This window comes from Sphingomonas hankyongi, assembly GCF_023516575.1.
Lineage (GTDB): Bacteria > Pseudomonadota > Alphaproteobacteria > Sphingomonadales > Sphingomonadaceae > Sphingomicrobium > Sphingomicrobium hankyongi.
Genome location: NZ_JAMGBE010000002.1, coordinates 264,732 through 279,049, shown reverse-complemented (window position 1 = coordinate 279,049; position 14,318 = coordinate 264,732). Strand labels below are relative to the sequence as shown.

General features: G+C 63.7%; 13 protein-coding genes. 7 read left to right on the top strand and 6 right to left on the bottom strand.

Annotated features, from left to right (window positions below):
* Window positions 1-35 precede the first annotated feature (35 nt).
* The 3 genes from LZ538_RS06070 to LZ538_RS06060 form a co-directional block, all read right to left on the bottom strand.
* Window positions 36-1,535 carry a CoA-acylating methylmalonate-semialdehyde dehydrogenase gene (locus tag LZ538_RS06070; RefSeq protein WP_249831108.1) on the bottom strand — a complete coding sequence of 500 codons (1,500 nt, stop codon included), beginning with the start codon at window positions 1,533-1,535 and terminating at the stop codon, window positions 36-38.
* Window positions 1,536-1,615: 80 nt separating this feature from the next.
* Window positions 1,616-2,188, bottom strand: coding sequence for a DUF1579 family protein (locus LZ538_RS06065; protein ID WP_249831107.1), 573 nt, complete (start codon window positions 2,186-2,188; stop codon window positions 1,616-1,618).
* A gap of 79 nt (window positions 2,189-2,267) precedes the next feature.
* Window positions 2,268-3,143, bottom strand: coding sequence for a nuclear transport factor 2 family protein (locus LZ538_RS06060; RefSeq protein WP_249831106.1), 876 nt, complete (start codon window positions 3,141-3,143; stop codon window positions 2,268-2,270).
* A 129-nt stretch (window positions 3,144-3,272) separates the two neighbouring features.
* Between LZ538_RS06060 and LZ538_RS06055 the strand changes: the two genes are divergently transcribed.
* From LZ538_RS06055 to LZ538_RS06030, 6 genes are read left to right on the top strand one after another with little or no spacing between them, the layout of a single operon-like run.
* Window positions 3,273-4,673, top strand: coding sequence for a M28 family peptidase (locus LZ538_RS06055; RefSeq protein ID WP_249831105.1), 1,401 nt, complete (start codon window positions 3,273-3,275; stop codon window positions 4,671-4,673).
* Entirely contained in the window at window positions 4,637-5,602 is a 966-nt protein-coding gene (locus LZ538_RS06050) for a DMT family transporter (RefSeq protein WP_430741961.1), read from the top strand. Before LZ538_RS06055 ends, LZ538_RS06050 begins: the two co-directional genes overlap by 37 nt.
* A gap of 18 nt (window positions 5,603-5,620) precedes the next feature.
* A complete protein-coding gene (locus LZ538_RS06045; protein WP_249831103.1) occupies window positions 5,621-5,884 on the top strand; it encodes a DksA/TraR family C4-type zinc finger protein in 264 nt (87 codons plus the stop codon).
* 19 nt (window positions 5,885-5,903) lie between these two features.
* Window positions 5,904-8,174 (top strand): ribonuclease R, encoded by a 2,271-nt coding sequence (gene rnr / locus LZ538_RS06040; RefSeq protein WP_249831102.1) that lies wholly within the window; start codon window positions 5,904-5,906, stop codon window positions 8,172-8,174.
* Window positions 8,175-8,232: 58 nt separating this feature from the next.
* A complete protein-coding gene (locus LZ538_RS06035) occupies window positions 8,233-8,844 on the top strand; it encodes an NADPH-dependent FMN reductase (RefSeq protein WP_283937643.1) in 612 nt (203 codons plus the stop codon).
* Entirely contained in the window at window positions 8,844-9,254 is a 411-nt protein-coding gene (locus LZ538_RS06030) for a DoxX family protein (RefSeq protein WP_249831101.1), read from the top strand. Before LZ538_RS06035 ends, LZ538_RS06030 begins: the two co-directional genes overlap by 1 nt.
* On the opposite strand, the gene kynU is transcribed toward LZ538_RS06030, so the two are convergent.
* Both kynU and dcd read right to left on the bottom strand, forming a co-directional pair.
* The gene (gene kynU / locus LZ538_RS06025) at window positions 9,247-10,470 is read right to left on the bottom strand and encodes a kynureninase (protein WP_249831100.1); all 1,224 of its coding nucleotides are present in this window, start codon (window positions 10,468-10,470) and stop codon (window positions 9,247-9,249) included. The two genes, LZ538_RS06030 and kynU, sit on opposite strands and share 8 nt — an antisense overlap.
* Complete coding sequence (gene dcd / locus LZ538_RS06020; RefSeq protein WP_249831099.1) at window positions 10,467-11,021, bottom strand: dCTP deaminase; 555 nt, start codon at window positions 11,019-11,021, stop codon at window positions 10,467-10,469. Before dcd ends, kynU begins: the two co-directional genes overlap by 4 nt.
* Window positions 11,022-11,229: 208 nt before the next feature.
* On the opposite strand from dcd, the gene LZ538_RS06015 reads away from it, so the two are divergent.
* Window positions 11,230-12,744, top strand: coding sequence for a replicative DNA helicase (locus tag LZ538_RS06015; protein WP_249831098.1), 1,515 nt, complete (start codon window positions 11,230-11,232; stop codon window positions 12,742-12,744).
* A 75-nt stretch (window positions 12,745-12,819) separates the two neighbouring features.
* Here the strand turns inward: LZ538_RS06015 and LZ538_RS06010 are convergent, their stop codons facing one another.
* Window positions 12,820-14,199 (bottom strand): L,D-transpeptidase family protein, encoded by a 1,380-nt coding sequence (locus LZ538_RS06010; protein ID WP_249831097.1) that lies wholly within the window; start codon window positions 14,197-14,199, stop codon window positions 12,820-12,822.
* Window positions 14,200-14,318: the final 119 nt, after the last annotated feature.

Here is a 14,318-nt window from a genome sequence, read left to right as displayed (position 1 = left end):
TTCGCGGTCGTCCGTATCCCTGCGACGTTATCGGGTTAGCCCATGGTTGGGATGATGAAGGCGCTTTCTCCATGGGCGCCCCCGTCGGGCCAGCGCTGCGTCACGACCTTGTTCTTGGTCCAGAAGCGCAGGCCTTCCATCCCATATTGTCCGATGTCGCCGAAGCCGGAACGCTTCCACCCGCCGAAGCTGTGGTAGGACACGGGAACCGGGATCGGCACGTTGATGCCGACCATGCCGACATTCACGCGCGCCGTGAATTCGCGGGCGGCATGGCCGTTACGAGTGAAGATGGCGACGCCATTGCCGTACTCGTGCTGGGATGGGAGCCGCAGCGCATCCTCGAAATCACGCGCGCGGACCATCTGCAGAACGGGTCCGAAGATTTCGTCCTGATAGCTCTTCATCTCCGGCTTGACGTGATCGAACAGTGTAGGGCCGATGAAGAAACCTTCCTCGTGGCCCTGAAGCTTGAAGCCGCGGCCGTCGACGACAAGCTCCGCGCCCTCGTCGATTCCCATCTGGATGTAATGCTCGATGCGTTCCTTGTGCGCCTGGCTGACCACTGGGCCATAGTGGGCGTCGGGATCGGTCGAGACGCCGACGCGGAGGCCTTCGATTGCAGGAATGAGCTTCTCGCGAAGCGCATCGGCGGTGTCGTCGCCCACCGGGACTACAACCGGAAGCGCCATGCAACGCTCGCCGGCGGAGCCGAAGGCCGCCCCGGCGAGGTCGTTGACGACCTGATCCAGGTCTGCATCCGGCATCACTATGCCGTGATTCTTGGCGCCGCCGAAGGCTTGGACCCGCTTCCCGTTCGCGGTGCCGCGCGAGTAAATGTACTGCGCGATATCCGACGAGCCGACGAAGCTGACCGCGGCGATGTCCGGGTGGTCGAGGATCGCATCCACCATTTCCTTGTCGCCGTGAACGACGTTCAGCACGCCGTCGGGGAGACCGGCTTCCGTCATCAGCTCGGCAAGCCGATTGGGGACGCTCGGGTCTCGCTCGGACGGCTTCACGATGAAGGCGTTGCCGCAGGCGATCGCCATGCCGAACATCCACATCGGGATCATCGCGGGGAAGTTGAACGGCGTGATCCCGGCGCCAATGCCGAGCGGCTGCCGCATCGAATAGACGTCGATGCCAGGCCCGGCGCCGACCGTATATTCGCCCTTGAGCGACTGAGGGATTCCGCAAGCGAACTCGATGACCTCCAGCCCGCGCTGCACGTCGCCTTTCGCGTCGGCGATGACCTTGCCATGCTCGCTGCTCAGCAGATGGGCGAGCTCGTCCATGTTGGCCTCGACCAGCTCCTTGAACTTAAACATCACGCGCGCGCGTTTCTGCGGATTGGTGGCGGCCCATGCCGGCTGGGCGGCTTTCGCGGCATCGACGGCCTTCTGGAGGTCGCTTGCCGAGCCGAGGCGGACGTGCGCCTGCACCTGGCCCTGGTTCGGGTCGAACACTTCGCCTTGCCGCTCGCCTGAGGAAAAGGTCGAGCCGCCGATGAAATGGTCAATGGTACGGAGCATGATACGCGGTCCTGGGTCTAGGGATTTGAGGTCGCGCGTCCCCTAGACCGCCGCGCACGGGATTTCTACCGCATGCGATCTCAGGACGGCTCGGGCCGCTTTCGGAACGTCATGAATATGAGCTTGCGGTACTCACCGCCCGGCGCGTCCATAATATCCATCTGGAACGTGCGGATCGGTCCGTTGAAGACTTCGGTCATCCGCATGCGCGTCGCGACGCCGTCAGGCTGGAGCGTGTCTGCTTCCCAGCGCATCGTCTTCTTCGCAGCGTCGTAATAGCCGATGTCATGCCGGATAAGGTGGTGATCGCCGTCCATCCAGATGCCGGTGTAGCGATTGTCGTAGGCGTCCCAGCCCCACATGCCCGTGCCTTCGTAGCTTCCGTCCGTGTAGCGGAACTCATTAAGCATGTGCCGGCCCTTGGAAACCAGGCGGTTGGTCTGGACGCCCTTCTTCCTAATCGGCTGCTTCGCGGGCTCGCCGACGTAAAGCTCAACGTCCGCATCCCACACGCCGACTTCGCCGCGGATCGGTTCGAGGACGGACTCCGGCACGTTCACCGGGAAGATCGAGTTGTATTTGATCTTGCCGGCGTCCGGCTTGGCCGGGGCGGCCACGGCCGCCGCCGCTCCCAACAGCAACGCAATCAACATGCTAACCCCCTTGGAATGGTGCGTGGTGGGCGGTCTTGCGCGGCCACTCGGCTGGCAAGGTCGGTTTCGGCGAACGGCTCTATTCGGCGATGTACCGCCACGGCTTCGATGGATCGTCGCGCCGCCAGATGGTGAAGAAGGGGAAGCTCACCTCTTCCTTTGGGTCGTTCGAGCGGATCGTCCCGATGCTGACGCCGAGATCGCCACTCGGCGCAACGAAGCTGCGCTCAGTGCTCCAGTTGATCTTTGCCGGGCCTTCTTCCTTGAAGTTTGCGACCACTGCGTCGAGGCCGAGCGAGAAGCCGGAGCCCGCGAACATGTTCATGGCGTCTTCGCGCCCATATTCATGGAACGCCTTCTTGAGCCCCACGACCTGCGCGCGGTCCGAAAACGCCTTTTCGGCGGCAGCCAGGCTTTGCTTGATGCTTTCGGCGTTCGCGGCGCGACCGGCCTGGTTCGCAACACCCGGCAGCGAGGGCGGCAGCAGGTCCTTCGAGACTTCGCCCGGCGCCTCGCGAACGAGCTGCCGATAAGCGACAATGCGCCAGCCAGCAGGCCGCTTGATCCAGTAAGCCAGATATTTGCGTTGGCGACGCGCGGGGTCCCCGCCGGTCACCGAGAGAAATCCGAAGGTGAAGCCGTGCGTGCCGTCAGCGGAAATGCCGCCGCGGATTGGCGCCCAGCTGACTTTTCCATCCTTGTACGACGGGCTTTCGCGGAAGATGGCGAGGACATTGTCGCGGCCGGTGAGCTGACCTTTCCCGGGGAAGGGCATCACGACTTCATCGTCGAACATGGCGCCTAGCCCCGCCACGGGGTCACTCGCCTTCGCTGCTTCAGTCGAGAAGCCCCGGTCGGCGGCGAGCAAAGTTTGCAACGCGGGATTGGCCTCGGCCGCCTCGGCGGCGACCGGGGCGGCAAGGAAAAAGAAGGCAAGCGCAATAAGTCGAAGCATGTCCGGATCTTTCTTGTGTCGAGTCTCATTTCGTACCCGCTGCCAATCGGGGCGCGCCTTCATCGACGAAGACCCGAGTTGGTGCGACGACGCTTGCCAAGCGCCGGCGAAGCGGTTCATCGACGCGGCATGAAAAAGCTCCTTGTTGCGTCCGCCGTGCTCGCCTCCATCAATGCCAGTGCCGCTTCCGCACCTTCCAACGATGCGAAGCTGCGCGCGATCATCGCGCCGGTCAGCCAGGCGCAGTTGCGCCACACGATCGAGACATTGGTCAGCTTTGGGACGCGGCACACCTTGTCGTCGCAGACCGATCCAAAGCGTGGGATCGGCGCGGCGCTCGGCTGGACCAAGGGGCAATTCGAGAGCTTCGGGCTTGAGACGGTACGCCCGTGCGAGACCTTTACCGGCGCGCGCATCCCGAATCCGACGGCTGTGTGCGACATGGTGGCCATCCAGCGCGGGACCGAACGGCCGAACGACGTCGTCATCATCCAGGGTCACATCGACAGCCGCGTGACGGACGTGATGAATTTCACATCGGATGCTCCGGGCGCGAACGACGACGGGTCCGGGACCGCGGCGGTGATCGAGGCCGCACGGGTGCTCAGCAAGCACAAGTTTCCTGGCACCATCGTCTACGCCGCTTTGTCCGGAGAGGAACAGGGCCTTTACGGTGGCAAGGTGCTTGCGAATTACGCCAAGGCGCAGGGCTGGAACGTCGTCACGGTCCTCAACAACGACATCATCGGCAACAGCTGCAGCTCGGATGGTGTGTGCGATTCCACCCACGCGCGGGTGCTTTCAGAGGGGCCGCGGTCGCAGGGTGAGGCCGACTTGTCCAAGTCGGTCCACAGTCTTGGGGGCGAGAACGACAGCCCGTCGCGCAACATCTCGCGCTATCTCGACAGCCTGGCCGACCGGCTGAAGATCGGGCTCGACGTTCGGCAGATATGGCGGACGGATCGTTTCAGCCGAGGCGGGGACCACATCCCGTTCCTGGAGCTTGGATATCCCGCGGCGCGCATCAGCGTCGCGATCGAGAATTACGACTGGCAGCACCAGGATTTGAGGACCGAGAAGGGCAAGAGATACGGCGACACGATCGACCATGTCGACTTCGCCTATCTCGCCAAGATGACCAAGCTGAACATCGCTGCGCTGGCATCCATCGCCAGCGCGCCGCCGCCGCCCGAGCCGCAGGTCGAGGGGGCGGTAAGCACGGATACGACGGTTAGTTGGGTCGGTGTAGCCGGTGCTTCGTCTTTCCTAATCCATTGGAGACGGACGGACGCGAACAACTGGCAGGTTGCCCGCCGAATTGATTCAGAATGCCCGATTACAGGTTTCGAACCAGCGAGTAGCTCGCGACATAACATCTACGGATGTAAGATCGTATTGCCTCACATTCGCGTCGACGACTGGGTGTTCGGCGTTTCCTCAGTGAGCAAGGACGGCTGGGAAAGCCCCGTCGCTTCGGCTGTGCCGGGCGGCGCATTCAAGCCGTTCGTCACGCCCGAGAAGACGCCCTGACGGGAGCGAGAGACACCGACAGCCCGGTCGAAGAGCATGCGCTTGCGGGAATTGGGCTCCGGCTGCTTACGGCGCTGCTTCTCGCCATCATGTTCGCTCTGGTGAAGCTCGCAGCGACGCGCGGCGTGAATGTCGTCGAGAGTTTATTCTATCGGCAGTGCGGTTCGGCCTTGTGCGCCACCGCAGTCGTCGCGGGGGGATCCGGTTTCTCCTCGCTTCGAACCGAGCGCGTCTGGGCGCATGTCGGCCGCATGGGCCTCGGCGTGTTCGCAATGGGGCTCAACTTCCTGGCGATGATCATGCTTCCGCTGGCGGAGGCGACCTCCATTGGCTTTTCGGTCCCGATCTTCTCGACCGTGCTCGCGGCATCGGTGCTGGGGGAGCCGACCGGCCGCTGGCGCTGGGGCGCGGTCGCCGCCGGATTTCTCGGCGTTTTGGTAATCGTCCAGCCGGGAAGCGGGGAAGTGCCGCTGCTCGGCGCATCGGTCGCGATCGCCGCCGCGCTCCTGACGGCTTCGGTTACGATCGTCATTCGTCGACTCGGCGCGACCGAGAAAGCGACCACAACCGTGTTCTGGTTCGCGGCGAGCTCGCTCGTACCTTTGGGGCTGCTGATGCTGGGTTTTGCCGGAGCGCATGACCGCACCACCTGGGCGATCCTCGCGGGCATGGCTTTAGCGGGCGGCCTCGCGCAGCTGACCCTGACCGGCGCTCTCCGGCTCGCGCCCGTCGCCCTCGTCATGCCCATGGACTACACCAGCCTGCTGTGGGCGGTCCTGCTCGGCGAGTGGATCTTCGGTGAATTGCCCAGCCCGTGGACCTGGATCGGTGCCCCGATCATTATCGCCAGCGGACTGGTGATCGTCTGGCGCGAGCATCACCTTCGAAAGAGGGCGGCATTGTCGGCGGCCGCGCAAACCACCAGTTAGGAGGTCGAGGAGACGGACATGGCCGGCGGATGGACGCGCGACGGCGCGGTTCAGGACCAGATCGACGACACCGTGAAGGATGCGATCCTTCGCGCTCGCGCACTGACGCCTTCAGGGGAGAGCGCGGAGGAATGCGACGATTGCGGAGAACCGATCCCGAAGAAGCGGCGCGAAGCGCTGCCCGGCGTCCGCACTTGCATCGCCTGCCAGTCCGAGCGCGACAAAGCGGTGGTGCACTCGACCATTAATCGGCGTGGCAGCAAGGATAGCCAGCTGCGCTAGGCGCGTTTAGGGCCGGGTCATGCCCCGCAAGCGCTCCGCAGGCCTGCCCAGCCGCAAGCAGATCCTCGATTTCATCGCGACGTCCGACCAGCCGGCCGGCAAGCGCGAGATTGCGCGCGCGTTCGGCATTTCGGGCCAGGACAAGATCGACCTGAAGCGCCTGCTTAACGACATGGCCGACGAGGGGCTGATCGACCATTCGCGCGGCCGCGCATTCCACAAGGCGGGCGGCGTTCCGAAGGTGACCGTGCTGCGCGTGGCCGAGGCCGATGACGGCGGCAACGTCTGGGCGGTCCCCGAGCAATGGCATGCGGAGACTCCCGCGCCGAAGATCCGCCTGGTCGAACGCGGGCGGCGCTCAGCGCTTGGCATCGGCGATCGGGTGCTCGCGCGGACAGAGGAGAAGGGGCAGGGGTTCGTCGCCCATCCGATGAAGAAGCTGGCGCGTTCGGCGGAATTGTCGCTGGGCGTGGTCCGCCAGGAAGGCGAGCGCTTCTGGCTGTCTCCGGTCGACAAGCGCGAGCGCCGCGAGCTGTTCATCAGCGACCTCAAGGATGCGGAGCCGGGCGATCTTGTCCTGTGCGAGGTGACGGGTCGGCCGCCGCGGGTCAGCACCCGCGTCGACGCGGTGCTCGGCGATCCCTTCGCTCCGCGCAGTTTCAGCCTGATCGCGATCCACAAGCACGGGCTTCGGCACGAGTTCGCGCAGGAGGCGATCGACGAGGCGCACCGCGTGTCGCAGCAGCCGCTGGGCGAGCGCGAGGACCTGACGCATCTGCCGATCGTCGCCATCGATCCCGAAGATGCGCGGGATCATGACGACGCCATCTGGGCGGAGGCCGATGGCGAGGGCGGCTGGAACGCGATCGTGGCGATCGCCGATGTCAGCTTCTACGTTCGCCCCGGCTCTGAGCTCGACCGGGAAGCACGGGCGCGGGGCAACAGCGTCTATTTTCCGGATCGCGTCGTACCAATGCTTCCGGAGGAGCTTTCGGCCGACATCTGCTCGCTGAAGCAAGGCGAAGACCGCGCGGCCATGGCCTGCCACCTCAAGATTTCGAAGGAAGGCGAGCTTCAGAGCTGGCGGTTCAGTCGCGCCAAGGTCCGGATCGCCGCCAATATCGCTTACGAGGATGCGCAGGCGGCGATGGACGCCGCCGCGGAGGAACGGATCGAGGTCTCGTCGCCAACCTGTGAGATGCCGCCGATCGAGGGACGGGTTCCCCAGGAGCTGGTCGAAGGCGCATTGAAGCCGCTGTGGGCCTGCTGGCGTGCACTGTTTGCCGCGCGACAGAAGCGCGATCCGCTCGAGCTCGACCTGCCGGAGCGCCGCGTAGTGCTGGACGAGAAGGGGCGCATCACCTCGATCGCGCCGCGCGATCGGCTCGAGGCGCATCGACTGGTCGAGGATTTCATGATCGCAGCCAATGTCGCGGCGGCGCGGGCGCTCGAGGCGAAGAAGACGCCGGTCATGTATCGCGTCCACGAGCCCCCCAGCCGCGAGAAGCTCGTCGGCCTCAAAGACTATCTGTCGACCTTCGACGTCGAATTCTCGCTGGGCCAGGTGATCAAGCCGGGGACTTTCAACCGCATCATCGAGCGGGTCGGCGAAAGCGAGGGCCGCGAGGAGATCATGGAGCAATTGCTCCGCACGCAGATGCAGGCGCGCTACGCGCCCGAGCGGCTCGGCCACTTCGGGCTCGCGCTGGCTACCTATGCCCATTTCACATCGCCTATCCGCCGCTACGCGGACCTCCTCGTCCACCGGGCGCTCGTGAAAGCGTACAAGCTCGGCGACGGCGGCCTCCCGGCGGGCGATGAAGAGCGCTTCGAGCAGATCGGAGAGCAGATCTCGATGCTCGAGCGGCGGGCAATGGAGGCCGAGCGCGAAACGATCGACCGTTATGTCGCTGCCTATCTCTCCGACCAGGTCGGGCAGCTGGTGGAATGCCGCATCACCGGCGTGCAGCCGTTCGGATTCTTCGCGACGGTAGAGGATCTGGGCGGCGACGGGCTCGTCCTCGCGAAGGATCTCGGAACGGAATATTTCCGCTACGACGAAGCGGCGAAGCAGCTTGTCGGCGACGAGACGGGTGAAACATACCGTCTCGGCCAGCGCCTCACGCTTCGGCTCGCCGAGGCCAATCCGGTTTCGGGCTCGCTCCGTTTCGAACTGCCCGAAGGCAGCTACGGCGGCGCTTCCGCGCCGACCCGGCGCGACCGCATGCGGACCGGGGGCCGGCGTGGGCGTCCGCCCAATATTCGGCACCAGGGGCGCGGGCGTCGCTGAACGGCCGTCGCAACCTTCATGTCCCGCAACTATTGAAGGCGCAAAGGAGCACCAGTCGATGGCCTATAAGATCGCAATCATCGTCGGCAGCCTTCGGCAAGGCAGCATCAACAAAAAGGTGGCGCGTTCGATGTGCGCCATCCGTGGCGACAATCTCGATTGCTCGATCGTCGAGATTGGTGACCTCCCTCTCTACAATCAGGATTTGGATGCGAATCCGCCCGAACAATATGTGAGGTTCCGCAAGGAGGTTGGGGAAGCAGACGGCGTCCTTTTCGTATCCCCCGAATATAATCGCGGGATCCCCGGCGTCCTGAAGAACGCCATCGACGTGGGCTCACGCCCCTATGGCCAGAGCGTCTTCGACAAGAAACCGGCAGCGATCGTCACCGCTTCGCCGGGCAGCATCGGCGGCTTCGGCGCCAATCACCAGATCCGCCAGGCTGCCGTCTTCCTCAACATGCCGGTGATGGCGCAGCCTGAAGCCTATCTCGGGCATGTGAGCGACGACAGCTTCGATGCGGACGGACGCCTCAAGGAGGGCCCGCTCAAGGACATTGTGACTACCCTCGCACATGCTTTTCACGACTGGGTCGAGATGATCCTTCGTTCGCGGGAGCTTCTGCTGGAGGACTCGGCGCACCGCTCAAAGCAGAAGGAACATGCGTAATGGAGTTCACGTGGCTTTCGCGTTGGCAACCGCAGCTGCTTGCGCTGCTTAGGATCGTAACTGCGCTGCTGTTCCTGCAGCACGCGCTCATCAAGCTTTTCGGCTTCCCGCCGGGCGGCAAGCCGGGGCTTCAACAGGTAGGGACCTTGCTCTGGAGTGCTGGGGTGATCGAGTTCGTCACCGGATTGCTCGTCCTTATGGGGCTTTGGACGCGGCTCGCTGCCTTCGTCGCCGCCGGCGAGATGGCCGTCGGCTACTGGATGATCCACGGCCAGCAGAGTCTCTATCCAGCCGTGAACATGGGCGAAGCGGCCGTGCTCTTCTGCTTCGTGTTCCTCTACCTCGCGGCAGTCGGCCCTGGCGCCTGGAGCGTCGACGGCGCGCGGTTCAGGGCCAGCATGCCTAGGTGACCTTTGCGCGATCCTTGAAGCGCGGCTGATCCCACGATCGGGCGATAAGGATGTCGGCGAGGATTTCCGCCGCGGCGACTACCTGTGCATGCGTGTTGTACAGCGGCGCGAAGCCGAAGCGCATCAAGGTCGGGGCCCGAAAATCGCCGATGACATTGCGGTCGATCAGCGCCTGCATGACCGCATAGGCGTCGGCATGGGCGAAGACGACGTGACTTGCCCGCTCCCTCGGATCGCGCGGCGATTCCAAGCGAACTTCGGCGCCGCACCGCATTTCGACTTCGTCGATGAAGATTTGCGAAAGGATTCGCGCCTTGGCCTCGACGTCGCGCATCGAGACGTCAGCAAACGTGTCGAGCCCGGCTTCAAGTGCAGCAAGCCCGAGGATGGACGGCGTGCCGGTGAGGAACCGGTTGATGGCCCTGGCGGGGCGGTAATCATCCTCGAACGCGAATGGATCGGCGTGCCCCATCCAACCTTGAAGCGGTGACTGAAGATCGTTCTGCAATCGATCCGCAACGAACAGGAATGCCGGCGCTCCCGGTCCACCATTGAGATATTTGTAGCCGCATCCGACCGCGAGATCGCAGGCCGTCCCGTCGAGATCGATCGCGATCGCGCCGGCACTATGCGAAAGGTCCCAGACCGTGAGGGCGCCCTCAGCATGGGCGGCCGCATTGACCGCGCGCATGTCGTGAATGCTGGCGCTGCGATAATCCACGTGGACGAGGGTGACGGCGGCCGTGTCCGCGTCGATCGCGCCGATCACTTCATCGGCGGGCACCGCCTTCAGTTGCAGGCCCATCATCTCGGCCAGCCCCTGGGCGACATAAAGATCGGTCGGAAAGTTGCGCTGTTGCGTCAATATGGTTTTGCGCTGCGGGCGAGCGTGGGCTGCGGCGCCAAGCAGCTTGAACAGGCAGACGCTGGTGGAGTCTGCGATCAGAAGCTCGTGCGTTTGTGCGCCAACGATGGGTGAAAGCTTCGCCGCGACGCGCGTGGGCCAATCGATCCAGCCATGCTTGTTCCAGCTGCCAATCAGGTCGTCGCCCCACTGCCGCTCCGCCGTGTCCGCGAGCATTGCCGGCACCGCGCGAGGAAGCGCGCCGAGCGAGTTGCCGTCCAGGTAGATTAGATTTTCAGGGAGGATGAAGCGCTCGCGCGCAAAAGCGAGAGGGTCTGCGGCGTCTAGCTGTTCGGCTTCTTCGCGTGTCACAGTTTTGGCAGTGTAACGCCCTTCTGCCCCATATATTTGCCGGCGCGGTCGGCGTAGCTCACCTCGCAGGGCTCGTTGCCTTGCAGGAACAGGAACTGGCACGCGCCTTCGTTCGCATAGACTTTCGCAGGCAGCGGCGTCGTATTCGAGAATTCGAGCGTCACATGGCCTTCCCACCCGGGCTCGAGCGGTGTCACGTTCACGATGATCCCGCAGCGGGCATAGGTGGATTTCCCGAGGCAGATGACCAGCACGTCGCGCGGAACCCGGAAATATTCGACCGTGCGGGCAAGCGCGAAGCTGTTCGGGGGGATGATGCAAACGTCGGTCTTGCGATCGACGAAGCTGTTCGACGCGAAGTCCTTGGGGTCGACCGTCGCCGAATCGACGTTGGTGAAGATCTTGAATTCGTCGGCGACCCGGGCGTCGTAACCGTAGGAGGACAGGCCGTAGCTGATGCAGCCCTCGCGCCGCTGAGCCTCCACGAAAGGCTCGATCATGCGGTTCGCTTCGGCCTGTTCGCGAATCCAGCGGTCGGACAAAATCGCCATGCTGAGTGCCTAACGGGACGTTTCGAGCGCAGCAATTTGGGCCGGATTATTTCTGTGGATGGGAGGTCTGGGACAAAACCCTGATCGCGCCCGAACGCTCTGACCGATTCGTGCACATGCTATCCACAGTTGTGCTTCTTTCGTTCGCGTCGGATAAGGCGAGTCATCCGATGGCGCGTGGGGACGTGCCTGGCGTAGAGGATTCGCCATGGCCCAAGTCGTTCACCTAGCCGAGTCTGCCTCGGAATCTGCGGTCCAGGCGCTCCCCCAAAACGTCGAAGCCGAAGCGGCCCTGCTCGGCGCACTCATGATCGACAATCGCCTGATCGAAGACGTTCAGCTGAAACTGAGGCCGCAGCATTTCTTCGAGCCGCTGCACGCTCGCATCTACGAAGCGATCCTGCGCCTCACCGACAAGAACATGGTCGCCAATCCGGTGACCCTGAAGCCACTGTTCGACAGCGACGAGGCGATGAAGCAGGTCGGCGGCCCGGCCTATCTTGCACAACTCACTGGCTCAGGCGCGGCGGTTATCGGTGCGCGCGACTTTGCGGTGCAGATCTACGATCTCGCGCTGCTGAGAGCGCTCGTCGGTGTCGGTCGCGACCTGGTCGAAGGCGCGCTCGATACGAGTGAGGAAGTTGCCCCCCTCGCTCAGATCGAGCGCGCCGAGACCGAGCTATACAAGGTTGCCGAGGAAGGCGGCGCGGAAGGGAAAGCCAAGAGCTTCGCGGAAGCCACCCGTGAAGCGCTGGAAATGGCCGAGAAGGCGCTCAATAGCGGCGGTCATCTCTCGGGATTCACTACCGGCCTGGAAGCGCTGAATTCCAAGATCGGCGGCTTGCATAAATCCGACCTGATCATCGTCGCTGGCCGGCCCGGCATGGGCAAGAGCGCGCTGGGTACGAACATGGCGTTCGCCGCTGCCCAGCGCTTTCTGCGGGACACGGCTGACGGAATAGAAGCGAGCAAGGCGGCGGGCGCGCCGGCCGCACTGTTCAGCCTGGAAATGTCCGCCGACCAGCTGGCGACCCGTATTCTCTCGGAACAGTCCGGAATAACCTCGGAAGCGCTTCGCACGGGCCGGATTTCGCAGCAGGAGTTCCGCGAACTCGCGCGCGCCGCGGCTGAGCTAGAGAACCTGCCGCTATACATCGACGATACTCCGGGCCTGACCATCGCGGCCCTCCGGACTCGCGCCCGCCGCCTGAAGCGCCAGAAGAATATCGGCTTGATCGTGGTCGATTACCTCCAGTTGCTGCACGGAACGGGCCGCGGCGGTGGCAACGAGAACCGCGTCCAGGAAATCTCCGAGATCAGCCGCGGGCTGAAGACGCTGGCGAAGGAGCTGGACGTTCCGGTGATCGGGCTGTCCCAGCTCAGCCGTGCCGTCGAGCAGCGCGAGGACAAGAGGCCCCAGCTATCGGATCTTCGTGAATCCGGCTCGATCGAGCAGGACGCCGACATCGTGCTCTTCATCTATCGCGAGGATTATTATCTGAAGGCGTTCGAGCCCGACTATCCGATGCCGAACGAGACCGACAAGCTCGCCAAATACGAGGAATGGAACGCGAAATATTCCGCGGCTGCGGGCAAGGCCGAGGTCATCGTCGCCAAGCAGCGCCACGGCTCGACCGGAATCGTTCGCGTTCGTTTTGATGGCCGGACGACGAAGTTCAGTGATGCCGCCGACGAAGGGTACATGCCAGAATTGCGAGGCTGAGTTGGGCCGACCGCGAAATCCGCGGTTATGGGGAGGGGGAAGAGGGCGCCGACTTGGCTCGGCGCCCTCTGCTTATCAAGGGCCGATATCCTCGCCCTTGTGCTCCCAGGGCTTGCGCACAGGGCCGCGGATCAGCCCGAGCGCGGCACCCACAACGTCATCCAAACCGTAGACGTCGGGCCGGAACTGGACGCGTGAGCCATCCCAGAAGACGGTGTGATAAAGCAGCCGAACCGGTATTTCGGTCTTCAGCTTGACCCACTGCTCTTCCTGGCTTTCGAACGCCTTCTGCAGCTGCGGGACCACACCGTCCTGGCTGGCAAGCAGGCCCGCAAACTCGAGCGCATTCTCGACCCGGACGCAGCCGTGGCTGCGGTGCCGCTCCGGCTGGGAAAACAGCGCTTTGGCCGGCGTGTCATGAAGGTAGATTTGCTGCTTGTCCTCCATGTCGAACTTGACGAGCCCGAGCGAGTTCTTCGGGCCGGACTGCTGGACGTATCGGCCATTTTCCACCGCGAAATTATTCTCCGCGAGCCAGCCTGAGCCCTTCGTGGCGATTTCCTTCGCAGCGATCGAATCCGGCACACGCCACTTCGGATTTGCCACCAGCCTTGAGAAGGGAGCCTGCAACTGCGGCGTCTGCTTGTCGGGCTCGCCGACAACGACATTGCGGCGATCGGCGTGCCTGCCGTTGCGCCAATAGTCGAGAACCGTCGCCGCCGTATTCACGTCGATGCGGGTCTCCGGCGGTTCGCGCTGGAGCCACCGCAATCGTTCCATCGCGATCTCTAGCTGGCGGGCACGCCCGGCAGGGCCGAGGTTCAGCGCGTCGATCGTGTCGACGCCGATGATCCCGTCGGCGTCGAGTCCGAGATCGCCCTGGAGGCGCTTTATCGAGTCCACGAGCGGACCGGTGTAGCGGCTGGGCAACGCTGGTTTCGCTTCCTGTGCAGGCGCGTAGCCTATCGCCGTCAGTGCCGTTGCAATTGCCGTCAGTCTTTTGTCTTTCTGGCCCGGCTTGATCGCCTTCCCTCCAGGGATCGGGTCCGCGCGATAGTCAGTCGCCCGCCGGATATAATCTTCGTGTGCTGCGAAGAGCGCCCGATACTCGTCGGTTTGCGGAGGCAGCGAAGCAAACCAGCTTTCAAGCTTTCCATTCTGGAGCGCCTGGTTGAGGCCGGCGGACACGTCGGCCTTCGCGCGAGGGATCGTATAAACGTCGCTGACCTTCTTGGGATCGACATAGCCGCGAGCAAGGGCGTCGGCGTAGCGGAGCGCAGCCTTCGTAAGCGCCTCGTCACGAGCAGTCTTATCCTGGGGAAGATTTTCCTCCTGGAGGAAGAGGCTCGGCTTGAGGCCATGCGCCAACGCCCCGCCGATCGTACCAAGCAGCACCTTTTCCGATTTACGGTCCCAAGCAGCCTGCCACTGGCGGGCCTGGTAAAAGGCTCTCAATTGTGGGTCCGTGACGGACGACTGTGCTATGGTTTCGGACCGGCCCCCGCTGAACGGTAAGCCCTGATCGCACGCTGCTAAGGGGAGGATGGACAGGGCAAGGATGAGCGCCTTGCCGA

Bases quoted from the DNA above. Each gene is read 5' to 3' on its own strand.
- LZ538_RS06060 (WP_249831106.1), bottom strand. From the start codon at position 3,143: ATGCTTCGACTTATTGCGCTTGCCTTCTTTTTCCTTGCCGCCCCGGTC.
- dcd (WP_249831099.1), bottom strand. From the start codon at position 11,021: ATGGCGATTTTGTCCGACCGCTGGATTCGCGAACAGGCCGAAGCGAAC.
- LZ538_RS06045 (WP_249831103.1), top strand. From the start codon at position 5,621: ATGGCCGGCGGATGGACGCGCGACGGCGCGGTTCAGGACCAGATCGAC.
- LZ538_RS06070 (WP_249831108.1), bottom strand. From the start codon at position 1,535: ATGCTCCGTACCATTGACCATTTCATCGGCGGCTCGACCTTTTCCTCA.
- rnr (WP_249831102.1), top strand. From the start codon at position 5,904: ATGCCCCGCAAGCGCTCCGCAGGCCTGCCCAGCCGCAAGCAGATCCTC.
- LZ538_RS06035 (WP_283937643.1), top strand. From the start codon at position 8,233: ATGGCCTATAAGATCGCAATCATCGTCGGCAGCCTTCGGCAAGGCAGC.
- LZ538_RS06065 (WP_249831107.1), bottom strand. From the start codon at position 2,188: ATGTTGATTGCGTTGCTGTTGGGAGCGGCGGCGGCCGTGGCCGCCCCG.
- LZ538_RS06030 (WP_249831101.1), top strand. From the start codon at position 8,844: ATGGAGTTCACGTGGCTTTCGCGTTGGCAACCGCAGCTGCTTGCGCTG.
- LZ538_RS06055 (WP_249831105.1), top strand. From the start codon at position 3,273: ATGAAAAAGCTCCTTGTTGCGTCCGCCGTGCTCGCCTCCATCAATGCC.
- LZ538_RS06015 (WP_249831098.1), top strand. From the start codon at position 11,230: ATGGCCCAAGTCGTTCACCTAGCCGAGTCTGCCTCGGAATCTGCGGTC.